A 25,840-nucleotide genomic window follows, 5' to 3' on the forward strand; every position below is an offset into this window, starting at 1 on the left:
ATAACTAACGGTAAGTGGAGCGAGTAAAAGAGCAAATATAGGGCATTAAATTAATTCAATGCCCAAGAGGCTTTCAGAGGGTTTAAACTTGCTGAATAAAGTAGGTAATTTCTTTAATCAAATGCCTAAGCACGGGATTTAAACGAGTATTTTTACCATTCATCACAAATAAATCATGGCTAAACTCAAACATGCTGCCACCAACTGGTACTAACCCTAGACCTGCTGCTTGATTAGTTAACATATAGTCAGGTAATAGCCCAACGTACTCCCCTGTCATGACAGCAGACAAGCAAGCATCATAGGAGTCTGAGAAAGTTTGGATACCCATGCGCACTTCATCAGAGATATAATTCGCAGATGACAAGCCTGAAATACCAATAGCAGGATAATTACTAATATTAATACTAGCTGGTAAGCCGTCTTTGTATTTGGCTAAGGGGTGTGCAGGAGCACAATATAATCGACCTTTACAGGCAACATCAACAGGGTGAAAGGTTACAGACTCAGGTTTCACCATATCGTAGGTTGATAACACCAAGTGGCATTCACCAGACAAAGCAACATGCTCGACTTCGTTATATAAACGAGTCTGAATATTAACGTGGATATCGTTAAACTTCTTCATGGTACTTTTAACAGACTTACTGACAGCCAAGTGATACGACAAAGGTAAGCCGGCCATCATTACCAATGTAATATGCCCTGAATAATCATCATGCAGACTTTTTAGATTAAAAACAAAGTTATCGAAGGAGTTAAAGATACGCTTGGTTTCTTGGAAAACCACTTCACCTTCTTTTGTCATTTGAAAGCCACCGCGTCCACGGTGACATAAAACTAAATCTAAACGCTCTTCTAACTTCTTAATTGCAGCACTTATGTTAGGGCGCTGCATGCGAAGCACAGGCTCAGCTGCAGTAAACCCATTGCATGAGGCTACAGCATAAAAAACTCGTAATAATTTAATGTCTGATTCTTGAAGACGGTTTAACATCTTGCCACCATATATAGGTATGTTTATTGATACTAATACCCATCTTAAAAAAGGCCTGCGCGGATTACAATGGAAATTTTAGCTTATTATGTAATCAGCTTACTTTTCAGATGCCTAAATTCTTACTCGCCCCGCGAAATACCTAGTGATTAGAGATTTTTTAGTCTTATGCATTTTTTACTATCTGAGCACGATACCCTTCGATTTCATCTCGTAAACTCGCGGCTTTTTCAAATTCTAAGTCTTTAGCCGCCTTAAACATAACTTTTTCAAGGTCACTTATTTTCTGTAAAATTTGTGGGGTACTTAAGCCTTGGTACTTCTTACTGGACTCAGCAACCAGTCTTAATTTCACTTTATTATCTGAAGACTCTGCATTGCCATCACCTAAATCCATAATATCGGTAATAGGTTTATTTAACTGTTTGGGCGTAATACCATTTGCCACATTGTGAGCTATTTGCTTTTCTCGTCTTGCCTCGGTGACGTCAATCGCCCTTTGCATTGAGCCTGTAATTCTATCTCCATATAAAATCGCACGGCCATTAATATGCCTAGCGGCTCGGCCCATTGTTTGAATCAGGGATTTATCAGACCTTAAGAAGCCTTCTTTATCAGCATCAAGTATGGCGACCAATGATACCTCTGGCATATCTAAACCTTCTCGAAGTAAGTTAATTCCTACTAGTACATCAAACTTACCTATACGCAAATCTCGGATAATTTCTATTCGCTCCACTGTATCAATATCAGAGTGCAGGTATCTTACTTTAACTCCGTGCTCATCTAGGTAATCACTCAGGTCTTCAGCCATACGCTTAGTCAAAGTTGTAACTAATACCCGTTCGTTTTTCGACACGCATATATTAATTTCAGATAATAAGTCGTCTACTTGGGTGGCCACTGGGCGTATTTCAATTTCAGGATCAATTAAGCCTGTAGGACGCACGACTTGCTCTACAATGTCGTCAGGGGCTGCTGCTAACTCAAATTTCCCTGGGGTTGCTGAAACATATATGGTTTGTGGGGTTATCTGCTCAAACTCTTCAAATTTTAAAGGTCGATTATCTAATGCTGAGGGTAAACGAAACCCATATTCCACCAGTGTTTCTTTACGAGAGCGATCCCCTTTATACATAGCACCAATTTGAGAAACCGTTACATGGGACTCATCAATAAACATTAATCCATCAGCGGGAAAATAATCAATTAAAGTAGGAGGTGGATCCCCGGGATTACGCCCAGATAAATATCGTGAGTAATTCTCAATGCCAGAGCAATAACCCAACTCTTGCATCATTTCTATATCAAACTGGCAGCGCTGAGATATCCTTTGCTCTTCTATTAGCTTGTTAGCCGATTTAAGCTGCTGTTGCCGTTCTTTTAACTCGACTTTAATATGCTCTATAGCATCTAAAATCTTTTCCCTTGGGGTAACGTAATGGGTTTTAGGAAACACAGTGGCACGAGCGACTGTTTTTTCGACCGCTCCTGTCAAGGGGTCAAATATACTGATCCTTTCAATTTCTTCATCAAACAACTCCACACGAATACCATGTCGCTCAGAGTCGGCAGGAAAAACATCTATTACATCACCACGGACACGAAACGTGCCTCTCTCAAAAGCAACATCATTACGGGTATACTGAATTTCAGCTAAGCGCCTCAATATATCCCTTTGATTCATAATGTCACCCTGACGAAAGTGCACTAACATTTTCATGTAAGACTCGGGATCACCCAGACCATAAATAGCCGACACACTTGAGACAATAATAACGTCGCGCCTTTCCATTAATGATTTAGTGGCAGACAAACGCATTTGTTCAATGTGTTCGTTAATTGAAGCGTCTTTTTCAATAAAGGTGTCACTAGAAGGCACATAAGCTTCAGGCTGATAATAATCATAATAGGAAACAAAATACTCAACAGCGTTATTGGGGAAAAACTCTTTCATTTCACCGTATAGCTGCGCCGCTAAGGTTTTGTTATGAGCCAGAATTAATGTGGGCCGTTGCACCTGAGCTATCACATTGGCCATAGTAAAGGTTTTACCTGATCCGGTTACTCCCAATAAAATTTGCCGAGCAAGACCATCTTCTAAGCCTTCCACCAATGATTTAATTGCTGTGGGCTGATCACCTGCTGGTTTGTATTCAGACGAAATTTCAAATGCTCTGCTCATATTAACTCTTTCTTTATCTCTTCAATGGCCATTTGTGTTTTCAGTACTTTTTTAAACCACAAAAACGCTATGCACCCCACAACTAGGTTTGCCAGTACAGCTCCCCAAAATAATCCCTTCAAATCGAAATAAACACTACCTATGTATGAAAACGGCACAATAAATACAAACAATCGAATGACATTAAGAATCAAGGCTGACATAGGCATATGCATAGCATTAAACGACGAATTAGCCAAAATAGTTACCCCTTGAAAGCCATACCCCAGAGGTACAATCACCAAAAATAACACTATGATGGAAGCCACATCGGGCTCATCTGTGAACACATTGGCAATTGGGTGGGACAAAAGGGCAATAATGACAAAAATCAAGGCTTGCCACAGTAATACAAACTTAACACAAACTGAAAACGCTTCACTGGCCCTTTGTAACTTATTTGCCCCTAGGTTTTGACTTATAAAAGGAGGTAAGGACATAGACAAGGACAATACAACTATAGAGGCTATTGATTCTAATCTTCCCCCTACTCCCCAAGCAGCAACGGCTGAGGGACCATATCCAGCAATAATGGCAGTTACTACACCCGTTGAGATGGGGGTTAACATATTGGCCCCTGCAGCAGGTAGGCCTATTCTAAGAATATCTCCAGAGCTGCGTTTAAGCTCCTGCCAATTAAGCAACCTTGGCTCTATTAATTGCCGCTGCACCGCTAAAATATACAGTATATAAATGAGTCCTAATCCCCAAGCTATCAATGTCGCAAGCGCAGCACCTTGGATCCCCATAGCTGGAATAGGGCCAAACCCAAAAATCAAAACAGGATCTAAGATAACATTTACTAATCCACTGCTTGCCATCACAAAACTAGGAGTTTTAGTATCACCCGATGCCCGTAACACACTATTGCCCACCATAGGCATAGATAAAAATATCCCTGCACCGTACCAAACCACCATATATTCCCTGATGTAAACCAAAAGGGTTTGATTGGCTCCCATTAAACTAAACACCAAATCAACTGTGCATACTCCCAATACTGCTAAAAGGATTGCCATGAGCATTGTCAACATTAATGCTCCAGTCGCTGTTTCTTTTGCTTGGGATTGTTTATTAGCGCCTAACTGTTTTGCAATAACAGCTGATGTTCCAATGCCTAATCCGATATTCAGACTAATAACAGTAAAAGTAACAGGAAACGTAAAACTTATGGCTGCTAACTCTTGAGTGCCTAACATACCAATAAAAAACGTATCCACTAGCCCAAATGTCATCATGACTATCATGCCGATTATCATGGGGGCAGTCATTTTTCGGATCGTCATCGCAATATCATGATTTAACAAATCGGGAGGCTGTACTGCTTGTTTTTTCAAGACTAATGATACTCACTGTTTTTAGGTTAAGTCTTATATGGAAAATAAAACTAAAGGTTGGGTTACGTATGTGACAATAAAAAGATTAGTTAAATTTCAAATATAACTACAAGACCCAGTAATTTAAAAATTCACACAGGATAATACGTGATTTTTGCTGGATTATGGCTCAATTTCACCCAAATTAGTGTTACCAATTTGTTAAAAACATCAAGGATAAAAGTGTCGTTAATAAAAGACATACTTTAGTCTAATTTTTGACGCTTAAAGATTAATCTGTTTATTTTAAAACGGTATATTACAAAGCACCGTAAAAATACACTAGTATTTTTGATTTTAAAAAAGCGAATGATCTGCAAGATTTATTTTTTTCTTTAAAAACAACACACAAGAAATTGTAAATAAAAAAAATAAATTTATTTAAAACAAAACAACTATTTCAATAAAAATATAAACCATTGTTTTTATTTGGGTTTTAAAATATATAACTTTTTTTTGAGTTGCCCTATTGACAACTATTATCAGGACTACAGCCTAATAGTTACAATTTAATTCACAACCTTATCCACAGGTTAAGTGGATAACTGCCTTCTCGCTTTATATGGCGCTGGGTGAAGATAGATCATTGCAAACTTTACGTTGGTAACCACTAACCTTTTGTAAGGCCTTCAAAGGTTACAGTTTCGTTAAACACTGTACATAACAACAGCACTCAACAAGTTATTAATAACAAAAAGCTATAACAAGATAGAAAAACAGTCTTTAATTAAAAACACTTACTATTTGAACAATCTGCACAAAAATAAAACAAAGATTTTGCCTAAAAAAATTAATTCAGCAAAAACCTTAAAATACTTGCTAACGAGTGTTGACAGAAAGGATGATGCTCTTTAAGATTCGCCACCGTTGAAAAGCAGCCTACTTTAATTATTAGCTGTTTTACAATGTACGATAAATGTTCCCCCTTAGCTCAGTTGGTTAGAGCGACGGACTGTTAATCCGCAGGTCCCCCGTTCGAGTCGGGGAGGGGGAGCCAATATCGTAAGCGTTAAATTGAATTCCCCCTTAGCTCAGCTGGTTAGAGCGACGGACTGTTAATCCGCAGGTCCCCCGTTCGAGTCGGGGAGGGGGAGCCAATTTAAGCTCCTAAAATCTAATCACAAATCTATTTATTCTAATAAACTTAAGATTTTAGTCTCAGTATTACGCATTTCCCTGCAAACATTTGAATATCAAGTTGTTAATAGTCTCTGAAATAAAGATAATAAGCTCCCTACAATAATCTCAGGCACATACCATTTAAGATGAGTGAATTTTTACTACTTTTAATCGGCACAGTTTTAGTCAATAACTTTGTTTTAGTGCAGTTTCTTGGCTTATGCCCATTTATGGGCGTGTCTGGAAAGTTAGAAACCGCTGTTGGTATGTCAATGGCTACCACTTTTGTACTTACCCTCGCCTCTTTATCCAGTTATCTCGTTGAACACTATATTCTATTGCCCTTAGGTTTAGAGTATTTACGAACACTCAGCTTCATTTTAGTCATTGCTGTTGTAGTCCAATTCACTGAAATGGTCGTACACAAAACAAGTCCAACTTTATATCGCCTATTGGGAATATTTTTACCTTTAATTACTACCAACTGTGCCGTGCTAGGTGTGGCCTTGTTAAATATCAACCACAACCATAACTTTGTAGAATCTATCATTTATGGATTTGGAGCAGCCGTTGGTTTTTCTTTGGTACTTATTTTATTCTCAGCCATGCGTGAAAGACTGGCCATTGCCGATGTCCCTAAGCCTTTTAAAGGTGCATCTATAGGTATGGTGACAGCAGGCTTGATGTCTTTAGCATTTATGGGCTTTACTGGTTTGGTGAAATTTTAATGTCATTGAGCTTAAGCATAATTAGCGCCTTACTTGCCATAGGCGCACTGGCCCTTATCTTTGGTCTAGTGCTCGGTTATGCGGCAGTACGCTTTAAGGTTAAAGGCGATCCTTTAGTTGAACAAATCGACGAGATCTTACCGCAAACCCAGTGTGGGCAATGTGGTTACCCTGGGTGTAAACCCTACGCCGAAGCTATTGCCAATGGTGACGACATTAACAAATGTCCACCAGGTGGTGAGGCAACCATTAAGAAACTTGCTGATCTAATGGGAGTCGAAGCGACTTCACTTGATGAAGCCCATGGAACTGAAGACGTTAAAAAAGTCGCCTTTATAAGAGAAGCGGAATGCATAGGGTGCACAAAGTGTATTCAGGCTTGCCCTGTAGACGCTATTTTAGGAGCGGCAAAACAAATGCACACTGTCATAACCGACGCATGTACTGGTTGTGATTTATGTGTTGAGCCCTGCCCTGTCGACTGTATAGATATGGTTCCTGTTCCAGAAACAACTGCATCTTGGCGCTGGGATATAGAGAAAAGTATTCCAATTAAGCAAGTGAATTAAGCACAGTATGGACAATAACTTCGAAGACATTGTAAAAAAACTTGATAAAAACGAACTATGGGATTTCCATGGTGGCGTATTCCCTGCTGAGAAAAAAACACTTTCAAATCAAAATCCTATTGCACAACTTAGCTTGCCTAAGTATTTGTATGTTCCCATCAAACAGCATATTGGTGTTGAGGGACAACTCATTGTTAGTGAAGGGCAAAATGTTCTAAAGGGTGAGCCTCTTACTAAAAGTAGCAATCCGTTTTCTGTGCCTGTGCATGCCCCAAGCTCGGGTAAAATAATATCAATAGACAATCATGTTTCTGCCCACCCATCTGGATTACCAGAGCTCACCATAAAAATAGAAACAGACCAACAAGATAAATGGTTCCCACTCACTCCCCTGTTAGACTATCAAAACCAATCAAAAATGGATGTGATCAGTGCAATATGTAGCGCAGGAATTAGCGGCATGGGCGGTGCTGGATTTCCAACCCACATTAAAATTGGCACAACCAAACAGGTAGAGTTTTTAATCATCAATGGGGTTGAGTGCGAACCTTACATCACCTCTGATGATAGGTTAATGCGTGAGCATGCTTGGCAGATAAGACAAGGCATAGATGTCTTATGTCATCTACTTCAGCCTAAATGTGTGCTCATTGCTATAGAGGAAAATAAGCCAGAGGCAATGGAAGCCATGGAAGTAGCCTGTAAAGAAAGCTCTGACTATAAGGTTGTGAGTATTCCTACTAAGTACCCAGCAGGCGGAGAAAAGCAACTTATTCAAGTGTTAACCAATAGAGAAGTTCCAGCAAATGGACTACCAATTGATATTGGGGTAATGATGCACAATGTGGGAACCTGTTTTGCCGTCTCTGACGCAGTGTTTTCAGGAAAACCTCTCATTCAAAGGGTGGTGACAGTCACCGGAGGAGCCGTTGCATCACCGGGGAATTTTTGGGCGCCAATTGGCACACCTGTGTCCCACTTATTTAACGAAGCAAATTACAATAGTAAAGCTCAAAAACAACCCCAAGCTATAATGGGTGGCCCAATGATGGGCTTTAGCATCACAGATGAAAATGTACCTGTTGTTAAAACCACTAACTGTATTCTGTTGCCTGATGCCAAAGAAAGCCAAACACGAAAAGAACAAGCCTGTATAAGATGTGGTGCCTGCGCTGATGTGTGCCCTGCAAATTTGTTACCGCAACAACTATTTTGGCATGCTAAAGGCAAAGAACTGGATAAAGCTCAAGAATATAATTTATTCGATTGTATTGAGTGCGGGGCTTGTGCCTATGTTTGTCCTAGCGACATTCCCCTAGTTCATTATTATCGTGTAGCGAAATCAGAAATAAAGACTGAGCAAGAAGAAAAGCTAAAAGCTGACAAGGCCAGAGAGCGCTTCGAAAAACGCGCCGCCAGACTTATTGCCGAACAAAAAGCTCGAGATGAAAAGCACCGCCTTGCTGCAGAAGCACGAAAACAAGCAATGGATAGCAAAGGCAATACCGCAAAAGATAAGATTGCAGCAGCATTAGCAAGGGCAAAAGCTAAAAAAGAAGCCGCATCAACCCCAAGCTCAGAAGCGGTTAAAGAAACGGCTACTGAAAATACCAGCACGCCTAAAGCCAGTTCAAACGAAAGGGTACAAGCCGCAATTGCAAGAGCAAAAGCTAAAAAAGAAGCGGCGCAACAAAAACTACAACAGGCCGAGCCTTCCCCCAAAGACTCTGCTCCTGCTCCTGACGAGTCAAACACAGTTATCAACGAAAATCAGGAGCAACCCCAAGAACTAGCTAGTACATCAGACGCTTCAAGCAAAGCTTCTGAAGATAAAAAAGCTAAGGTTGCTGCGGCTATTGCTAAAGCAAAAGCGAAAAAGCTCGCTCAACAACAAGAAAAAGACGACGCACCTGAGACAACTGAAAATTCTGAAAAAGGTAGCTCTAAAACTAAAACGTCAGAAAGTGACCTCCCTGACAATGCTGAAGCAAATGCCTTAGCATTAAAAAAACAAAGGGTAGCAGCAGCCGTTGCTAAAGCAAAAGCTAAGAAGCTAGCTCAAGCGTCTAAGCAACAAGCTGAGTCGAGTGACGACGATACTAAGACCAGTACAGCTAAAGCAGACGCCACCGATGACAGCAATAATACCCAGCAAACATTAGATGAAAAAAAGCAACGAATAGCAGCCGCGGTGGCAAAAGCAAAAGCTAAAAAAGCAGCGCAAGATGCTAACAAAATGACAGAAGACGATAAATAATGAATTTCAAACTCGCCAGCTCTCCGCACCAGCATGCCCCAAGAAATACCGGGCAAGTCATGCGATTGGTTATCTACGCCTTAATACCAGGCGTACTTTTACAAACTTGGTTTTTTGGCTGGGGAACACTGATACAGATTATCTTGGCAACCATAACTGTTGTGGTAACCGAAGCGGCTATTTTAGAAATCCGTAAACGTGACTTTGAACATGCAATAAAGGACTATAGCGCCATTTTAACGGGTATATTGCTCGCTATTAGTATTCCACCTTTTGCACCATGGTGGCTTGTTATCATTGGCAGCTTTTTTGCCATAGCAATAGTTAAGCAGTTGTACGGCGGCTTAGGGTTTAACGTATTTAACCCAGCAATGGCTGCCTATGTAATGTTACTTATATCTTTTCCTCTACAAATGACCCAATGGCTTCCTCCTACGGGACTAGCTCAATATAGTCATAGCTTTACTGATGCGTTATATGTGATTTTTACTGGTTTTAGTGTTGATGGCTTTAGCCTAGCGCAATTAAAAACGGATTTTGATGGCATAACTATGGCAACGCCTTTAGATACAGTGAAAACTGCAGTAGCTCAGGGGCTAACCTACTCTGAAAGTATTGAAGTCAAAGTTTTCAATAGTTTAGTTCCAGGTTTAGGTGTGGCTTCTAGTTGGATTAGTGTTGGATACCTTATAGGTGGTTTATACCTTATAAAACAAAAAGTTATCAACTGGCATATACCTTTTAGCATGTTAGGCGCCACGCTAGTATGCGCTGTTGTTATGTCTTTGGTAGATGCTGATCATTACCCATCAGCTATATTTCACTTGTTAAATGGTAGTGTCATAGTAGGAGCCTTTTTTATAGCGACAGACCCTGTATCTGCATGTACAACCAATAAAGGTAGATTGATTTTTGGAGCGGCTATCGGATTTTGGATATACGTTATTCGCACTTGGGGGGGATACCCTGATGCTGTTGCATTTGCAGTTTTAGTGATGAATATGGCGGTGCCTTTAATAGATTATTACACACGCCCCCGCACCTATGGTCACAGTAATACTAAAGCTCGAAAATTAGGTGAAAACAATGAATAAGCCTGAAATTAATGAGTCTGAAAATCAAGACCAAGAAGCCCCTATCACGATTAAAAACTCAATGGGGAAAAACGGCCTAATATTAGCCATATTTGCGTTACTAACAACCGCGCTCATTTCCATTACTTATTTTGGCACTAAAAAACAAATTGATGCACAAGAACAAGCAACCTTATTGGCAAGGTTAAATGCAGTAATTGATGCAAACGATTACGATAATGAAGTTCAGCTTAATTGTGCAATAGTCAGCTCTGCCACTTATCTTGGAGATGGGTTACCAAAACATATTTATCGAGCCTCATTAGATGGTAAGCCAACTTCGGTAGCCATAGAAACAACAGCGCCCGATGGCTACAGTGGCAAGATAGAACTTTTAGTAGGCGTTAAAACTACTGATGTTCAAGGAGAAGCAATAGTCACTGGGGTGCGTATTATTAAGCACAAAGAAACTCCTGGTTTAGGGGATAAGATTGAGTTGAGGGTAAGTGATTGGATTTTATCATTTAACCAAAAAAGCTATTCAAAAACCTTACAACCCAATTGGGCAGTTAAAAAAGACGGTGGCCAATTTGATCAATTTACCGGGGCGACGATTTCTCCTAGAGCTGTAGTAAATGCAGTGCAAAAAAGTGTTGAATATTACGTTGCTAATCAAGCAGAGATATCAAATGTAGTTAATGACTGCGCTCTAACCTCAAGCAATATTCAGAAAGGCTCTAAAAATGAATGAACTTAAAGAGTTAAGTTGGCAAGGGCTGTGGAAAAACAACCCAGCACTAGTGCAATTACTGGGTTTGTGTCCGCTTTTAGCGGTTACTGCGACGCTTATAAATGGGTTGGGATTAGGACTTGCTACAACCTTAGTTTTGATAGGTTCAAACATATGCGTTTCTATCATACGTAACTGGGTGCCTAATGAAATTCGCATCCCTATTTTTGTGATGATCATTGCGGCGTTTGTCACCATAGTTCAGCTGCTTATGAACGCATATACATTTAAGCTGTACCAAGCTTTGGGCATTTTCATCCCTCTTATTGTAACAAACTGCGCCATAATTGGCCGAGCAGAAGCCTATGCCTCTAAAAATACGATAGGAAAATCAGCTTTCGATGGTTTGATGATGGGATTAGGCTTTACCTTAGTATTGATTATATTAGGAGGCTTCAGAGAATTACTGGGTTATGGCACCTTATTTGGTGGCGCAAACCTCCTTTTAGGTGATTGGGCGGCTAGCTTAAAAATTACAGTTTTTGAAACCGATACGCCTTTCTTACTAGCCATATTACCGCCGGGTGCGTTTTTAGGTATGGGTCTGTTGATTGCATTAAAAAATGTTCTCGATAGCCATATGGAAAAATTATTTGCAGCGAAAACCGAAGCCAAAGTTGTAGAGCGAGCGAGAGTGACAACAGAAAGCTAAAACAATAGCTTTTCAATAAAGACCAAACCATGAATAAAGAAAAACGCCTAGAAATATTAACTCGCTTGCGAGATGCCAATCCCCATCCCACAACGGAGTTGAATTTCAGCACACCTTTTGAGTTACTTATAGCAGTACTTTTATCGGCCCAGGCTACAGATGTGGGAGTCAATAAGGCGACAGACAAGCTCTACCCGGTAGCTAATACACCGCAAGCCATATTAGATTTAGGCTTAGATGGCCTTAAATCATATATCAAAACCATTGGCTTATTTAACACCAAAGCCGTTAACACTATGAAAACCTGCCAAATGTTGGTGGATTTACATGGCGGTGAAGTGCCCGAAAACCGCGAAGCCTTAGAAGCCCTACCCGGCGTGGGACGCAAAACAGCAAACGTTGTACTCAATACAGCATTTGGCTGGCCAACTATAGCGGTGGACACCCATATTTATCGTGTATCAAACCGCACTAAATTTGCTATGGGCAAAAACGTGGATTTAGTCGAACAAAAACTGCTAAAAGTCGTGCCTAAAGAGTTTAAAGTAGATGTTCATCACTGGTTAATACTACACGGGCGCTACACTTGCATTGCCCGCAAACCTAGATGCGGCAGCTGTATTATTGAAGACTTGTGTGAGTTTAAGGATAAAACAGAATAATACTGGTTAGTAACAGCAAGGTAACCTAAAGGGCCAAAAATTAAAAATAGCTAACCTGTTATCCACTCTAATCATTCATGCTTAAACTCGCCTTTTCTTAAGAAGTGAATGGTTTGTTCAGCGACTTCAAGGTTATAGCGCATTTGTGAATGGCCCACATCAATGGCTATAAAATCACTCATAAAGTTCAGTTTAGTAGACTCAACCGATACTAAACCATCATTTGGCCCTGTAAATTTTTTACTGGTGAGCAACAAAGGCTTAGTACCGGCAATAACGCCTAAATTTACATCTAACTCGTCTAAGTTGTTACCCAAACTTTTAGTGCCTGTCACTAGTGCACGGCTTATGCCCCCAGCCACTTTCATTAACCAAGAGTCGTTGTAATAATCCGCTAACTCACTGCCTTTATTGGGTGTTCCCATGAGTACCACTTGACCCGTTCGATCTTGATCCAACTTTACTTGGTTATTTTGTAAATAAGCTCTGATCACCAGGCCACCAAGGGAATGACCAACAAAGTGCACTTTAGGGGCGTTTACGATACACCTATCTATCTGTTTGCTAGTTTCAGCTAAGACCTCAGCCACACTAACGCCTAAAGTGGAGTAATCTAATCGACATACTTTATAGTTAGCGTTTTCAAATCGCTGTGCCAAACGCCACATAGCCCAGTCACTTCTTCCTAAACCGTGAGCCAGCACAACAAGTTCATCACTGGCTTGATACTCAACTGGCTCAGCGTTCAAGTGGCTACAGCCCATGGTTAATGTAAGCATGGCTAAAATTAAACTATTAACAATCGTTTTTTTCACTGTCATCAACTGCTTCGCTAGGATTAGATTTTTACACATCTAACGGAGAACATATTACTTTTCTGTAACTTAGCTCGGCGAATCTGTCCTTTGTGTGAATTCCACCAAGAATATGCAAGCGTTCTGGCATAGGCATCTTTTTCGGTCGCACTGCTACCGGTCCAAAACTCTGTATACATGTCTTGAGTAATGTACCAATTTCCAAGTTTTACACCGGCAGGGGTAGCAAAGAAATGGAATTTATTAACGTCTGCCTGATTAAACTTCTTAAATATGGTGTCTGGCTGTGCAGCTTTCAGTGTAATCGCAATATCATTTTTACCTCTCCACCCCTCTTTGTTGACTTCAAGTTCAGAAATACCAATGGCACGTTCAAGAAGTTTCCAATCATTGTCTGTGGCTACTCGCCAGCCCTTGGGGCAAATATTTCGCTCATCTATCACATCATGCCAGTCGTATAGCCGCCCAAAGGTTAACAGGTTAGCGTCATCATCTTTTGGAATAAAGCCTGTATTAACCGCCGAACCGTCTTGAAATTTAGTGGCTCTTAAGTTTTCAGCAAGCCAAGTTTGCGCACCTATTGTCACTGTTTGATAGGTATTGCCTTCATTGTCTTCAACTGTGCCCATCTGAGTTTCCATAATCTGATGTGCATCTTCTATTTGTCCTCTTCCCTCAGCGGCCGATGATATGTTTGATGTCATGAATATACACACTCCCATAAAAAACATGCGTGATTTTGCTAATGTTACCCAAACTAGAGGCGTATTACTCATTTGGGTAAAATGGCCAAGTAATAGATGTTTCTTTTTCAGATAGAGCCCATAACTTAGTTAATACCTCTTTATCTAATACAAAAGGTTCAAGCTTTCCTTGACCCACAGGGCCCCTAAAATTCATTAATCCAGTGGGACCATAGTAAGCGCGCTCCTTTAAGTTTTCCTCGGTGGCGCACATTACTTCTGGATAGGCACCTTTCTCTGCTGTTTGAGCGAGCCCAATCTTAACCATAAATGACCAAGAGACTCTGGTCATAAAGCTTGCACTTTCCCGAATCAGTGACGTATTAGATGCGCCGGGGTGACAGACATAGACCTTCACATCCTTAGCAGAGGCTTTAATTCTGTCTTGTAGCTCATAGGCAAACATCATTTGAGCAAGTTTACTCTGACTATAAACCTTATTTGGGTGGTAGTTTTTTTGCCAATTCATATCGTCGAATTGCATGCTTCTCAATCCCATTTTATGGCCTTCACTAGAGACAACGACAATTCTGCCGTGAGAAGCGTCAAGTCGCTCAAAAAGCAACCCACACAATAAAAAATGACCGTAGTGGTTTACCCCTAACTGACTTTCAAATCCATCCACAGTAAGCTGCAAACTAGCAATCTGCGCGATAGCACCGTTACAAATAAGGGCATCTATCTTAGGTACTTTATCTAGTATTTCTGCTGCAGCTTGTCGTACCGAAGCAAGATCTGCTAAGTCCATTAAAATAAAACTGACTTTTGCAGCATCTCCAAACTCGCTTTTTAGCTGGCTGACCGCCTCCTCTGACTTTCTCTTATTGCGATTTAACATGACCAGATTAGCCCCCTTGGACAATAATATCCGTGAGGCCTGAAATCCCGCTCCTGTGTTCGCGCCGGTAATCAAAAATGTTTTGCCATCAAGTGAGTCAAGGTTGCTAGGTGTCCAGCCAGCAGGACCAAATTGATTTTTAGTTGTCATAATTTAGCTTCCAGTATTTTACTAACCAGTGACATCTTTACCTTTAAAAACACGCTTAAAGATAACAAGCACTGGCTAGTTTCAAATTATCATGAAGTGCACTATAGTGACTTAACTGGCGCATAAACAGGCCAAATAATCGCTAAAAAATGCCTAATTGTATTGAGAAATTGCATTTTGACTATTACTTGTTTAGCTTACAATCCATGTATTTAACGTAAGTCACTTCATCATGAGTAAAGAAGCAATCAGGCAGTTAATTAATACTAAGGCCGGCAACAAAGGCCTGGTAGAAACGGGGATCAGTGGTGTTAAATTTTTCAATATTACTGAGTCAGTTCGCTGTGCACCAGCGGTATACGAACCATCAGTAACTGCCATAGTCAGCGGCTCCAAAGAAGCTATTTTAGATGGTAACAAGCACTTTTATGATAGTGACAAATACATATGTTGCACTTTGTCTATGCCCATAGAAACAGGTACACCTACAACCTCTCCCGATAATCCGCTCATGGGGGTATATATTTGTTTAGATACTAGAATTATGACCGAGCTGGCCATTGAGATGGAAAGGACTATAGGAACAAGCCACAAGACTAAGGGCAATACTCATCCTCAAGGAATAACCACTGCAAAATGGGATGAGGCTTTTACTGATGCCCTATATAGATTGATTTCACTAATAGAAAGTCCAACTGATATGGCAATTCTTGGCAATACTCGCCTAAGAGAGCTTTACTACGCAATACTAAAGGGTGACTCGGGAGACTCTGTCAGGAAGTCATTTGGAATTGGCAACGAAATTGCGCGTTCCATCGAAATCCTGTCATCCAATATACATGAGCCAATAACTATAGATAAACTGGCAAATCAAATAGGTATGAGCCGCGCCGTATTTCATCGAAAATTCAAGCAAGCAACCAATATGTCTCCTATACAGTTTGTGAAGTCTATGCGACTAAACCATGCTGCGATGAAAATTGTCGAAGGTACCAATGTTTATGTCGCCGCGACCGAAGTGGGCTATGTAAGCACCTCTCAATTTAATAGAGAGTTCAAAAGAATGTATGGCCTGACGCCAAAGCAATGGGGATTAACCAAAGGCCGCGACGAAACTAGGCTGTAGCTAACATTCGATTGAAATTATAAAAGCTAAAGCAATAACACTGACCGATAGCATTTGACCACAAGCGTTCATCAAAGTAATAATCTAGTTTGAATAGCTTAATTAATGGAGAAACCATGCACCTTAGTAAACGTCTAGCCTTTGGTACACTTTTGAGTGTTTTTTGTGCTCAATCACTGGCAGCAGAAGCCATAGTAAGTGATGAACAAAAGCAAACTGCTCAGCAGCTAATACAAACCGTACTGAAAAGTGATCTAGGTATGGACATTGTCACGTCTTTAACCACCGAGATTGGTCCTCGCCTTGGGGGCTCTGAAGCAGAGCAGCGTGCCCGTGATTGGGGTGTCAAACTAGGTGAGCGCTTAGGTTTTGATAAAACGAGTATTGAACCATTCACTATGCCCTTTTGGGATAGAGGGCATTTACATATATCACTTACAGCCCCCTACAACCAAGAGTTATACGGAACGGCTTTAGGTGGAGCGGCACCATCAAAACAAAATATCAATGCTGACGTGGTTTATTTTAGAGATATACACGCTTTAGCTGAAGTAAAAGAAGGCGCTCTGAAAGGTAAAATTGCTTTTATTGACGGCGATATCATGGTCAAAAGTCAAGTAGGTGCAGGCTATGGACAGGCTAATCAACGCCGTAGAGTAGGATGGCAACACGCAGAGCGAGGCGGAGCTGAAGCGCTAGTGGTGCGTTCAGTGGGCTCTGACTCCCACAGATTTCCCCACACAGGAATGATGAGCAAAGATGGCGACAAATGGGCAAGTATACCCGTTATCGCTATTTCTAATCCTGATGCAGACCATTTACGCCGTTTACATAACTTAGATAAACCTCTTAGCATATCTCTTCATTCTGGGTCTGATTGGAAAGGTGAAGTCAGCAGTGGCAATGTTATTCTAGACTTAGTGGGCAGCGAAAAACCTGAAGAAATCGTGCTGATTGGCGGCCATTTAGACAGTTGGGATTTAGGTACAGGAGCAGTAGATGATGGTGCAGGTGTAGCTATAACCACTGCTGCAGCAGCGCTTATCGCAAAATTACCAAAGCGTCCTAAACGTACTATAAGAGTAGTCATGTTTGGTGCCGAAGAAGTAGGACTTCTTGGGGCATTTGCTTACGCTAAAAAGCATGAAGCCAACTTAAGTAATCATGTAGTGGCAACTGAATCAGATTTTGGTGCCCAAACAATTTGGCAATTAGAATCTAACGTGAACGCAGACGCTACCCCACTAATTGATGAAATAGGCAAAATTTTATCACCCATAGGGATAGTAAGAGGCCGCTCTGATGCAGCCGGTGGTGGACCAGATATCATCCCAATGGCCGCTAAAGGTGTACCAACTATTCGTTTAAAGCAAAACGGTCAGGACTATTTTGATTTACACCATACCCCTGATGACACGCTAGACAAAATAGACCCGGATGAATTGGCACAAAACATAGCTGCCTATGCAGCTACCATTTACTTACTTGCCGACTCAGACGTTAAGTTAAAGCCTTAAGTAAAATTAATTTAGACATCCGTAGCCTTACGGATGTCTGCTTTGCTGCTGTACCATTTCTAGTTTAACTTTCTGTGCTACAACATTAATCATTTGGTATTTTTAGCTTGATTAATAAAGTCACTTAAGTAATCAATATTTTGCTCGTCTTTGCGGATCCCCACAAAAATTTGTTTGTTTATCCCCTTTTCTCCAAAACGAATGCTTTTAATGGGCATAGACTTTGAGTACTCGTCCACCAGCCAACCAGGTAAGGCACAAACACCGCGTCCGGCAGCTACCATCTGCAGCATGATTTCGGTCGTTTCAATATTTTTATGCTTCTTTACAGTACACTTTGCTGGGTTTAGAAATTGACTAAATATATCTAATCTAAGTGGCTCTACAGGATAACTAAGGAGCACTTCATCACTAAGCTGCTGGGGTAACACATAATCTTCATTCACTAACTTGTGAGACTCTGACACCACTAACCTATGTTCAAAATCAAATACAGGTATATATTCGACTTTGGCCTTAAACAGTGGATCAGGAGTGATCAAAACATCAATTTCATAATTGAGTAGTGCGCCTAAGGCGCCAAACTGAAACTCCTGTTTAACGTCTATATCAATATCAGGCCAACGCTCTAGATAAGGTTGAATGACCCTTAGTAACCATTGGTAACAAGGGTGGCACTCCATGCCAATCCGTAACGATCCCATTTGGCCTTTTGCAATTTGATTGAGTAGCAATTCTGTATGTGAAAACTGGGGGAGCACTCTGTTGGCAAGGGTTAAAACCCGTTGACCTGCCCCAGTAAGACGTAAACTTCGTCCTTCTTTTTCCCATATCTTAGTGCCTAGCTGAGCTTCTAACTTTTTAATACTGTGGCTCAAGGCCGATTGTGTTAAATGCAAGGAATCAGCAGCTTTTGTCACTGTTCCCTGCTCTTTAATAGCGCTCAATATTTCTAAATGGATCCTATCCAGCATGGCCTATGCTCCTAGTTCAAATTAACCATGAGATTAATTCATACAATATCAAAATTACATTACTATAACTCATAAAATAAAAGCATTGGAGCAACAAGCTTAGGTGATCACTGCCTTAAGAATCACAATTACAAGGACTTACCAGAAAGTTCATTTCTTACTATCTGTGCGCCTGCGCTTAACGCTTGTAACTTCCCTGTCGCAACCTCACGGGATAAGGGCGCCATGCCACAGTTAGTGCAAGGATACAGTTTATCAGCATCGACAAACTCCAGAGCTTTACGTAAGGTCCTGGCAACGTCTTCTGGTGTTTCAATTGTGTTAGTAGCCACATCTATGGCGCCCACCATGACTTTTTTACCGCGTATTAACTCAAGTAACTCAATGGGGACACTTGAGTTGTGGCACTCCAAGGAAATGATATCAATTGTAGATTGCTGCAGTTTTGGAAAAATCTCTTCATACTGACGCCACTCAGAGCCAAGTGTTTTTTTCCAATCAGTATTTGCTTTGATGCCGTAGCCGTAGCAAATATGTACTGCGGTTTCACACTTTAGACCTTCTATTGCCCTTTCTAAACAGGCTATTCCCCACTCATTTACATCATCAAAGAATACGTTAAATGCAGGCTCATCAAATTGAATAATATCAACACCTGCGGCTTCAAGCTCCCTTGCCTCTTGGTTGAGTATTTTTGCAAACTCCCAGGCTAACTTTTCGCGGCTTTTATAATGGTCATCATAAAGCGTGTCTATCATAGTCATTGGCCCTGGCAATGCCCATTTGATAGCTTGTTTAGTTTGCTTGCGCAAAAACTTAGCGTCATCAACAAACACTGGCTTTTGCCTGCTAACTGGACCTATAACAGTTGGCACATTGGCATCGTAACGGTCTCTAATTTTAACTACTTTTTTGTTTTCAAAATCGACACCACTTAAGTGCTCAATAAAGGTAGTCACAAAGTGTTGCCGAGTTTGTTCACCGTCACTTACTATGTCGATTCCAGCATGACGCTGTTCATGAAGTGCCACCTTTAAGGCATCTTTTTTGCCATCAGTTAATTCTTCACCTTGCAATTTCCAAGGTGACCATAGCGCTTCGGGTTGAGCTAGCCATGAAGGTTTAGGCAAACTGCCTGCCGTTGACGTGGGGAGTAATGTATTCATATTAAATTTTGTTGCACCATTTTTTGTTAGCTAATGTCAATTAAATCGCGCAGCTTGCGGACCACTGCTCTAATACGGTTTGATAGGGTTTAATAAAATGCTCTTCTGCAAACTTTCCCTGTTGTGCCGCCATTCTGCTTCGCTCTTCACGATCGTAAACAACCTGTGTAATTGAATGATCGGAGTTTTTTAAGTTTGGTTGATAGCAAGCGCCAGCTACAGCATTAGCGTTATAGATCTCTGGTCGATATATCTTTTGGAAGGTTTCCATGGTGCTAATAGTGCTTATCAGCTCTAGGTTACTGTAGTCATTTAGCAAATCACCTAAAAAATAGAATGCCAAAGGCGCGACACTCTTAGGAGGCATAAAATAACGTACCTGAAGGCCCATTTTCTTGAAGTATAGTTCTGTTAATGAAGACTCATTGGCCGTGTATTCAAAGCCTAAAACAGGATGCTGATTACCATTACGATGATAAGTTTTAGTGTCTGAAACACTCAAACATATAACTGGAGTTTTTTTAAAGTGCTGCTTGTAAGTCGCTGAATTTATAAACCGCTTAAATAGTTTGCCGTGAAGTTCTCCAAAGTTTTTAGGAATACTAAAGCTGGCTCTATCTTTATTATGTTCAGACAGCAGCACACTAAAGTCATAATCACGGACATAAGACGAGAAGTTATTGCCGACAACCCCTTCTATTTTGTCCTGTGTTTTATGGTCAACAATATTCGTTTTTAAGACTTCAATTGAGGGAAAGCTAAGCTCACTACCTTCAATTTCTATATCAACCGATATGATATCGAGCTCAATGGAGTAACGACTAGCCTTAGGGTTATCCCAATATGCCAACGCATTAAAGCTGTTATCTATCATTTTTAATGCATTGCGAAGATTTTGCTGGCGGCGCTCACCTCTGGCTAAATTAGCAAAGTTGGTTGTAATACGGGTATTAGTTGCTGGATGATAATGCTCATCTAGACAGGTTTTGTTGATCTTAAATGTAAAATTTTCTTTCATGATACTTAGGTGTCCAATTTTGTATTAAACCTGAGACTTTTCGCTACTATTTTTTTGAGCCACCCCAGAAGTGCTAGCGCAATATTGAGTAGAGTTAATCTGTTAGTATGTTTTATACTTGGATGTTTACATGAATAAAAACGATTTAATTTCATCAACTCATGAACATTAATCATCATTGGCGAATTTGATAGCTGTATACCGCCAAAAATTAAAGAAAGCGAGCTCGGTTTAGTGAGCCCAAGAGTGATTAAATATGCTAAATAGGAAATAAAATGAGCGGTACTTTACGAAGAAATATAAAAATTGGTGCCACTGTATCAGTAGTACAGAAACACCATCAAAGCTCTGGAGAGTTAACTCAAGGGGTGGTGCAGAGGATATTTACTAAGTCCCCTGAGCACCCACATGGAATAAAGGTCAAACTAGAAGATGGCACTGTTGGCCGAGTAAAAGCGCTCGACAGCTAGCTAGCTGTCGAGGTTAGCAATTCCAACAATACTCGTCGCTGCCAATAGAACCATTGTTATTTTCGTCCCAAGCTCTTCTGCCATCGCTATAAAATGCTAGCTTGCCGTCTGTAGCTTGCTGGCTTCCTGTTAAAGGTCTTGCTTCGATAACATAGGCGCTACCACTAGCTTCACTAATGTATAAGTCATACTGACGGTCAGCATAAGGTTCGTTAGATGGAGAGTGTTTATGAAAAATATCTGGCTTACCTGTATCTGCAGACGACTCAGCTGCTGCTTTGTAAGTAAATGACGCAGCCTTGTGCCTTTCTAGTGCTGAAGCAAGACTCATTAAATCAGCCTGCGCAGCCCCTCTGTTAGTACTTTTTATAAAACCTTGATAGCTTGGGAATGCAATAGCAGTAATGATCCCAACAATGGCAACTGTAATCATTAATTCTACTAAAGTGAAACCTTCAGTTTTCGATCCGTTCTTTACTTTCATTGTTGTCATCATTCTCTCTCTGTCTCAGTTCTCCAGCTGCTTTGCTGAACTCTTTCAAAGTTGCTGTAAATATTTTCTGCCAAGCATTCAAAGTCAGAGCCACACTCTACCTTATCGCCGTCTTCATCTAACTCTATAACCGTTGAGGCACACTCGGTTCCTAAACAAATAACTGGATTAATAATATCTTCAATCAGTATTTTTGTTTCCGGAGCAATACCAGTTTGCTTCAATAAAGCGTATCTATCTTCGTGCTCAGTGTAGGTATTGTCATCAAGGTCTACCACTGCATTACCAGTAATCAGCTCAACCAAGTAAGCACGGCTATTACCAGTAGGTGGTGCACAGGAGCTCTCATTAGCAGTAGCCGGTAAATAGGTGGTAAAAATAACTTGGTAATCAAGTATCAATGGCGATGCCAGTACTTTTTCTCCACCTGAGTCGAGACGAATATACCAACCATCAGCGTCTGCAAATGCCTCAAGCGCTAACTCCTTTGCAGTTGAGTCTGAAGAAGATAGTAAATGGTCTGTGGCGTCGTATAAATCAGCCAGCCCAAGGGTATTATTTGGGTAGGTATAATTTCCATTTTCATCAAAATTAAATATACCCGTGTCTTTTACCATGTAGAAGTGATCGTTGATCACGTCATCTAACGGGTGAGCACGGTAACCAGAGCCTAGGGTTACTGCATAGTATAAATCTGTAGCGACGTTTATCTCAGCGACATCTGGGCCGTAATAGAAGCGTCTGTTTTCGCTTTCACTATCACCACCGAAGTCAGCCAAAAGACTCCCTGTTACCAAGTCACTCACAGACTCGCCATTCATAATATCTAATCTAAATAACTGACCGCCTGTATCCACTACATACATATGATCCGCTAAGCCGTCATTATTCCTGTCAATAACTGAAATTCTTGCAGGGATACTATATTGCATATCTTCTAAGATAAGATCGGCATCATCTTTTCCTGCAGACCAAATTAAATCTCCAGTATCTGCATCTACGATAAACACTGCATTACCTACAGAATCTGCACTTCGTAGTGATTTATTATCCTGAGCTTCATCGTAGCCGCCGCCAAATATAAGAACGTTTTTGGTGGTATTTCCAACTTTAATTTGGGTAACCGTTGGCTTAGACCAAGTTTGCCCTAACTTAGCAAAGTCTCCCTGGCCACCATCTATTTTGAACAATAATTTTGGAGACGATTTATTCGTAATATCAAAAGCATAATAGTTGTCACCGCCGCGGCGCATGCCTACATACAAGTAAATATTAGAACCTTCTGTGCGTAAAACCATATCTCCGTCTAATCCATAAATATGACTAAAGCTAGATGAGTCTTGGTATAGATCGTACAAATTAACCAGTAACTCTTTAGGTATAATGGCAAAGTTCTCTTCACCGGTATCTGGATCAAATGAGTGCAAGAAACCATGATTGGTGGCCACTAAAACAGCACTATCTGTGGTTGAATAGTTGACGATTACTGGTTGCGAATGGATAGGGTCACCCATAGATAAACGAGCATCTGATGTACTTCCATCATTATCGTCATCTTTAATATCTACGCCACGGGCCCACTTTAGAAGTACTTCTCTTGTGGCACTAGGCTCAGCTGTCGAACCTACCGCTAAGTCATCAATAGTAATATCACTATTGTCCTCATCTAATTCGTTACCCGTTTTCATAATGGTACCCGTATCAGTAAAGGTATAAACGTTTCTCGGTAGGTCCATTTGCCCAGCAGCCCCACCTTCACGAACATCATTGCCATCTTCTAATAAAGACCAGTAACTATGTGAGCTATCAGTAAAAAATCCGGTAACACTATCAACTGCGTTTAATCCATTTTTATCTAGTATGTCTGAGCCATCTAAGCGATAACGCTTAACATTTCCTGGCCAAAGCGAGCCTTCAGCAGGTTTGAACAAAGCAAAATATAATTCATCGTTATGGGTCAACCTATTCAATTGGTTTACTGCAACACCTGGTGATACAAAAGTAGCATTTACATCTTTAACGGTTTTTAGAATGGACTGGAAAACAGTCACGAGATCTTCAGTGTTATCAGCGGTATAAAAGTCACCATTGCCATTTAGGGCGAGGTCACTTAAAAAGTCATTTGCCGTATTACTTGCAGCAAAACCAATGGTATGAGTAAACACTCGAGTATCAATTTCAGAGTCGTCACCATCCCCAATATTTTTTACTAGATCAACACCACACTTTTCTCCGCCACTTCCAGAGCATGACTGCCCTAACAATGACTCAATCTCAGACACACTATGGTTATAGTTGGCCACACCATCAGAAAGTAACACTATATGATTATTGGTTTGACACACCTTATCAACAACTGGGCTGATGTACTGTGCTCCACTTGGGATATATTCATTCACACAGTTGCTGCTACTTAAGTTATCTTCGGTACAGCCATTTGGTAATACCGAATCGCTACCTATATATGAAAGACGATGACTTACACGGGTGTTTTTTCTAACTGTGGTTGAAACGCCACTTTGCCCCCTCGTTAAGCCGTAGTAAACATCCAATCCACCATAATAACTAGCGGCTTCGTATAAGGTATCAACAATAGGCGTAAAGCCACTAGCAGCCAGTGCATCAACCTGACTAATCAAGTATTCTCTAACGGTGGATGTGCTACCTGGTGTTGCAGCACCCTCGTACTCAACAACCAGGCTTACAGTTCCAGAGGGTTTTCCATTGTAAGTATATGCCCCCCTAGTTCCAACGAAGTCAGAAAAGATAAACATCATGTCATTACCTGATTCCCACCCTGAACGGCCTACAATTGACTCAACAATTGAAGCAACAGAGGGGCTTTGATAAGTATAATTTTTCGTCCACTTGGGGATATTGGTCCATGCAACAGACGCAGTTTTAGGTTTGTTTCTTAACAAATATCGGGAGTAGCTATTGAAGCTACTTGGGTCATCTTCATTTGCGCCTGAAATATTGAAACTTGCGGTACTGGAGCTACTGCTTTGGTAGGCTGTAAATTCTAAATAGGCATCAGTGATGCTAGCACCTTGAGGTAAGGTGACGTTATTAAAGCGTACGGCTGCGTATGCGTTAGAACTGGACCTTAAAGTTAACTCAGTCCCTGTTGCTTCATAACCATCATTTCGCTCTTCAGCGTTATTGTTTTGTGACGCAACTTGATAACTCAAGCTACCACGGACACAGCCCACTGCAGTATCGTCATCATACACAACCACTAATTGTGGCCCTAAGCCATTACCTTCTTCAAAAGCTGTCGATAACCTAGCACTACTTGAGGTAAGCCCTTCCCCTTCAATGATAATATTTAAAGAATTACCACCACACCAACTGGACTGGTCTACAATTTCTTGAATGACACTACTTAAATCAGGAGTTGATATGGTCTCCCCAGAAAGAGGCCAATCATTATCTGTTTCCCACAACACTGAGTTACTGGTTTTAGGTCTATCCGAGATATCATTGTTAGTAGAGCTAAAGGTTGTGGAGTTCCCTGTTAACTCACCACTAAAAGTTAAATTTGTAGCACTACTATCAAAGTTCTCGGAATTAAAACGGATGTAGGCATTAGTAATAGTTGCACCCGCTGGGATATTTAGCTCTTGATATCTCAGACCAACAGTAACCTTATTTAGCCCTTCAGACATTTTTAAAACATCATTAGTCGTATTTACATAAGAAGCCAGCTCGTAAGCATCATCAGTCCCTTGGATAATGGAGGTGATTATTTCTGGAGATACTGGGTCATCTATGGGGCGAACAGGATATAAAACTGGACCGCCATAGTCAGAAAAACGCATTAAACCTGCGTTGATATTTGTAACTGAATTAAGCGTTTCTTTGAGGGCATTTTGCACCCGTAACATTCTGGTTTCACTGGTACCATCTTTACCTGTCATACTCCCAGATGTGTCCATTATAAACAGGACATTAGGATCATATGTCACTTCGCTTCCTGCAGTACCTAAGTATATTTCTAAGTCATCAGCTGAAGAGGTAAATGTACAAAAGGTACTGATTAACAGTAAAAACCTAAGTGCATGATTAACGGGCATGGTGTTT

Annotated in this window: 21 protein-coding genes and 2 tRNA genes; 12 read left to right on the top strand and 11 right to left on the bottom strand. The window is 40.8% G+C overall.

What is annotated here, in order from left to right:
* Positions 1-82 precede the first annotated feature (82 nt).
* The 3 genes from ACMUMK_RS11390 to ACMUMK_RS11400 all read right to left on the bottom strand — a co-directional run bounded on the left by ACMUMK_RS11390 (position 83) and on the right by ACMUMK_RS11400 (position 4,507).
* Complete coding sequence (locus ACMUMK_RS11390) at positions 83-997, bottom strand: LysR family transcriptional regulator (RefSeq protein WP_414701232.1); 915 nt, start codon at positions 995-997, stop codon at positions 83-85.
* A gap of 166 nt (positions 998-1,163) precedes the next feature.
* Positions 1,164-3,182 (bottom strand): excinuclease ABC subunit UvrB, encoded by a 2,019-nt coding sequence (gene uvrB, locus ACMUMK_RS11395; RefSeq protein WP_414701233.1) that lies wholly within the window; start codon positions 3,180-3,182, stop codon positions 1,164-1,166.
* Positions 3,179-4,507 carry an MATE family efflux transporter gene (locus tag ACMUMK_RS11400; RefSeq protein ID WP_414701414.1) on the bottom strand — a complete coding sequence of 443 codons (1,329 nt, stop codon included), beginning with the start codon at positions 4,505-4,507 and terminating at the stop codon, positions 3,179-3,181. The genes uvrB and ACMUMK_RS11400 overlap by 4 nt, the downstream gene beginning before the upstream one ends.
* A gap of 1,010 nt (positions 4,508-5,517) precedes the next feature.
* On the opposite strand from ACMUMK_RS11400, the gene ACMUMK_RS11405 reads away from it, so the two are divergent.
* From ACMUMK_RS11405 to nth, 9 genes are all read left to right on the top strand, one after another.
* Positions 5,518-5,594: transfer RNA gene (locus tag ACMUMK_RS11405), tRNA-Asn, on the top strand.
* A gap of 23 nt (positions 5,595-5,617) precedes the next feature.
* Positions 5,618-5,694: transfer RNA gene (locus tag ACMUMK_RS11410), tRNA-Asn, on the top strand.
* A 168-nt stretch (positions 5,695-5,862) separates the two neighbouring features.
* Positions 5,863-6,444: an electron transport complex subunit RsxA gene (gene rsxA, locus ACMUMK_RS11415; protein WP_414701234.1), complete on the top strand. Its 582-nt coding sequence runs from the start codon at positions 5,863-5,865 to the stop codon at positions 6,442-6,444.
* On the top strand, positions 6,444-7,013 hold the full coding sequence (gene rsxB, locus ACMUMK_RS11420; RefSeq protein ID WP_414701235.1) for an electron transport complex subunit RsxB: 570 nt from the start codon (positions 6,444-6,446) through the stop codon (positions 7,011-7,013). Before rsxA ends, rsxB begins: the two co-directional genes overlap by 1 nt.
* A 7-nt stretch (positions 7,014-7,020) precedes the next feature.
* On the top strand, positions 7,021-9,270 hold the full coding sequence (gene rsxC, locus ACMUMK_RS11425) for an electron transport complex subunit RsxC (RefSeq protein WP_414701236.1): 2,250 nt from the start codon (positions 7,021-7,023) through the stop codon (positions 9,268-9,270).
* On the top strand, positions 9,270-10,364 hold the full coding sequence (gene rsxD, locus ACMUMK_RS11430) for an electron transport complex subunit RsxD (protein ID WP_414701237.1): 1,095 nt from the start codon (positions 9,270-9,272) through the stop codon (positions 10,362-10,364). Before rsxC ends, rsxD begins: the two co-directional genes overlap by 1 nt.
* Entirely contained in the window at positions 10,357-11,094 is a 738-nt protein-coding gene (rsxG, locus tag ACMUMK_RS11435) for an electron transport complex subunit RsxG (protein ID WP_414701238.1), read from the top strand. The genes rsxD and rsxG overlap by 8 nt, the downstream gene beginning before the upstream one ends.
* Positions 11,087-11,785, top strand: a complete 699-nt coding sequence (locus tag ACMUMK_RS11440; protein ID WP_414701239.1) for an electron transport complex subunit E — start codon at positions 11,087-11,089, stop codon at positions 11,783-11,785. The genes rsxG and ACMUMK_RS11440 overlap by 8 nt, the downstream gene beginning before the upstream one ends.
* A 29-nt stretch (positions 11,786-11,814) precedes the next feature.
* Complete coding sequence (nth, locus tag ACMUMK_RS11445; RefSeq protein WP_414701240.1) at positions 11,815-12,447, top strand: endonuclease III; 633 nt, start codon at positions 11,815-11,817, stop codon at positions 12,445-12,447.
* A 71-nt stretch (positions 12,448-12,518) separates the two neighbouring features.
* Here the strand turns inward: nth and ACMUMK_RS11450 are convergent, their stop codons facing one another.
* The 3 genes from ACMUMK_RS11450 to ACMUMK_RS11460 form a co-directional block, all read right to left on the bottom strand.
* The gene (locus ACMUMK_RS11450) at positions 12,519-13,268 is read right to left on the bottom strand and encodes an alpha/beta fold hydrolase (protein ID WP_414701241.1); all 750 of its coding nucleotides are present in this window, start codon (positions 13,266-13,268) and stop codon (positions 12,519-12,521) included.
* Between the two features lie 17 nt (positions 13,269-13,285).
* Positions 13,286-13,903, bottom strand: coding sequence for a fibrobacter succinogenes major paralogous domain-containing protein (locus tag ACMUMK_RS11455; RefSeq protein ID WP_414701415.1), 618 nt, complete (start codon positions 13,901-13,903; stop codon positions 13,286-13,288).
* A gap of 127 nt (positions 13,904-14,030) precedes the next feature.
* On the bottom strand, positions 14,031-14,993 hold the full coding sequence (locus ACMUMK_RS11460) for an SDR family oxidoreductase (protein ID WP_414701242.1): 963 nt from the start codon (positions 14,991-14,993) through the stop codon (positions 14,031-14,033).
* Positions 14,994-15,225: 232 nt separating this feature from the next.
* Between ACMUMK_RS11460 and ACMUMK_RS11465 the strand changes: the two genes are divergently transcribed.
* Complete coding sequence (locus ACMUMK_RS11465; protein WP_414701243.1) at positions 15,226-16,119, top strand: AraC family transcriptional regulator; 894 nt, start codon at positions 15,226-15,228, stop codon at positions 16,117-16,119.
* Positions 16,120-16,235: 116 nt separating this feature from the next.
* Positions 16,236-17,636 carry a M20/M25/M40 family metallo-hydrolase gene (locus ACMUMK_RS11470; protein ID WP_414701244.1) on the top strand — a complete coding sequence of 467 codons (1,401 nt, stop codon included), beginning with the start codon at positions 16,236-16,238 and terminating at the stop codon, positions 17,634-17,636.
* An 89-nt stretch (positions 17,637-17,725) separates the two neighbouring features.
* Here the strand turns inward: ACMUMK_RS11470 and ACMUMK_RS11475 are convergent, their stop codons facing one another.
* From ACMUMK_RS11475 to ACMUMK_RS11485, 3 genes are all read right to left on the bottom strand, one after another.
* Positions 17,726-18,610, bottom strand: a complete 885-nt coding sequence (locus ACMUMK_RS11475; RefSeq protein WP_414701245.1) for a LysR family transcriptional regulator — start codon at positions 18,608-18,610, stop codon at positions 17,726-17,728.
* Positions 18,611-18,738: 128 nt separating this feature from the next.
* Complete coding sequence (locus ACMUMK_RS11480; protein ID WP_414701246.1) at positions 18,739-19,776, bottom strand: methionine synthase; 1,038 nt, start codon at positions 19,774-19,776, stop codon at positions 18,739-18,741.
* A gap of 40 nt (positions 19,777-19,816) precedes the next feature.
* Positions 19,817-20,794, bottom strand: coding sequence for a DUF1852 domain-containing protein (locus tag ACMUMK_RS11485; RefSeq protein WP_414701247.1), 978 nt, complete (start codon positions 20,792-20,794; stop codon positions 19,817-19,819).
* A 275-nt stretch (positions 20,795-21,069) separates the two neighbouring features.
* Here ACMUMK_RS11485 and ACMUMK_RS11490 point away from each other — a divergent pair, with 275 nt between their 5' ends.
* Positions 21,070-21,264: a YwbE family protein gene (locus ACMUMK_RS11490; protein ID WP_414701248.1), complete on the top strand. Its 195-nt coding sequence runs from the start codon at positions 21,070-21,072 to the stop codon at positions 21,262-21,264.
* Positions 21,265-21,277: 13 nt separating this feature from the next.
* Here the strand turns inward: ACMUMK_RS11490 and ACMUMK_RS11495 are convergent, their stop codons facing one another.
* Both ACMUMK_RS11495 and ACMUMK_RS11500 read right to left on the bottom strand, forming a co-directional pair.
* The gene (locus tag ACMUMK_RS11495; RefSeq protein WP_414701249.1) at positions 21,278-21,748 is read right to left on the bottom strand and encodes a type IV pilin protein; all 471 of its coding nucleotides are present in this window, start codon (positions 21,746-21,748) and stop codon (positions 21,278-21,280) included.
* Between the two features lie 8 nt (positions 21,749-21,756).
* A complete protein-coding gene (locus tag ACMUMK_RS11500; RefSeq protein ID WP_414701250.1) occupies positions 21,757-25,833 on the bottom strand; it encodes a PilC/PilY family type IV pilus protein in 4,077 nt (1,358 codons plus the stop codon).
* Positions 25,834-25,840: the final 7 nt, after the last annotated feature.

The organism is Paraglaciecola sp. 2405UD69-4 (genome assembly GCF_047525415.1).
Classification (GTDB): Bacteria; Pseudomonadota; Gammaproteobacteria; order Enterobacterales; family Alteromonadaceae; genus Paraglaciecola.

Coding starts and splice junctions, on each gene's coding strand:
- ACMUMK_RS11390 (WP_414701232.1), bottom strand. CDS start 997: ATGTTAAACCGTCTTCAAGAATCAGACATTAAATTATTACGAGTTTTT.
- uvrB (WP_414701233.1), bottom strand. CDS start 3,182: ATGAGCAGAGCATTTGAAATTTCGTCTGAATACAAACCAGCAGGTGAT.
- ACMUMK_RS11400 (WP_414701414.1), bottom strand. CDS start 4,507: ATGACGATCCGAAAAATGACTGCCCCCATGATAATCGGCATGATAGTC.
- rsxA (WP_414701234.1), top strand. CDS start 5,863: ATGAGTGAATTTTTACTACTTTTAATCGGCACAGTTTTAGTCAATAAC.
- rsxB (WP_414701235.1), top strand. CDS start 6,444: ATGTCATTGAGCTTAAGCATAATTAGCGCCTTACTTGCCATAGGCGCA.
- rsxC (WP_414701236.1), top strand. CDS start 7,021: ATGGACAATAACTTCGAAGACATTGTAAAAAAACTTGATAAAAACGAA.
- rsxD (WP_414701237.1), top strand. CDS start 9,270: ATGAATTTCAAACTCGCCAGCTCTCCGCACCAGCATGCCCCAAGAAAT.
- rsxG (WP_414701238.1), top strand. CDS start 10,357: ATGAATAAGCCTGAAATTAATGAGTCTGAAAATCAAGACCAAGAAGCC.
- ACMUMK_RS11440 (WP_414701239.1), top strand. CDS start 11,087: ATGAATGAACTTAAAGAGTTAAGTTGGCAAGGGCTGTGGAAAAACAAC.
- nth (WP_414701240.1), top strand. CDS start 11,815: ATGAATAAAGAAAAACGCCTAGAAATATTAACTCGCTTGCGAGATGCC.
- ACMUMK_RS11450 (WP_414701241.1), bottom strand. CDS start 13,268: ATGACAGTGAAAAAAACGATTGTTAATAGTTTAATTTTAGCCATGCTT.
- ACMUMK_RS11455 (WP_414701415.1), bottom strand. CDS start 13,903: ATGGAAACTCAGATGGGCACAGTTGAAGACAATGAAGGCAATACCTAT.
- ACMUMK_RS11460 (WP_414701242.1), bottom strand. CDS start 14,993: ATGACAACTAAAAATCAATTTGGTCCTGCTGGCTGGACACCTAGCAAC.
- ACMUMK_RS11465 (WP_414701243.1), top strand. CDS start 15,226: ATGAGTAAAGAAGCAATCAGGCAGTTAATTAATACTAAGGCCGGCAAC.
- ACMUMK_RS11470 (WP_414701244.1), top strand. CDS start 16,236: ATGCACCTTAGTAAACGTCTAGCCTTTGGTACACTTTTGAGTGTTTTT.
- ACMUMK_RS11475 (WP_414701245.1), bottom strand. CDS start 18,610: ATGCTGGATAGGATCCATTTAGAAATATTGAGCGCTATTAAAGAGCAG.
- ACMUMK_RS11480 (WP_414701246.1), bottom strand. CDS start 19,776: ATGAATACATTACTCCCCACGTCAACGGCAGGCAGTTTGCCTAAACCT.
- ACMUMK_RS11485 (WP_414701247.1), bottom strand. CDS start 20,794: ATGAAAGAAAATTTTACATTTAAGATCAACAAAACCTGTCTAGATGAG.
- ACMUMK_RS11490 (WP_414701248.1), top strand. CDS start 21,070: ATGAGCGGTACTTTACGAAGAAATATAAAAATTGGTGCCACTGTATCA.
- ACMUMK_RS11495 (WP_414701249.1), bottom strand. CDS start 21,748: ATGAAAGTAAAGAACGGATCGAAAACTGAAGGTTTCACTTTAGTAGAA.
- ACMUMK_RS11500 (WP_414701250.1), bottom strand. CDS start 25,833: ATGCCCGTTAATCATGCACTTAGGTTTTTACTGTTAATCAGTACCTTT.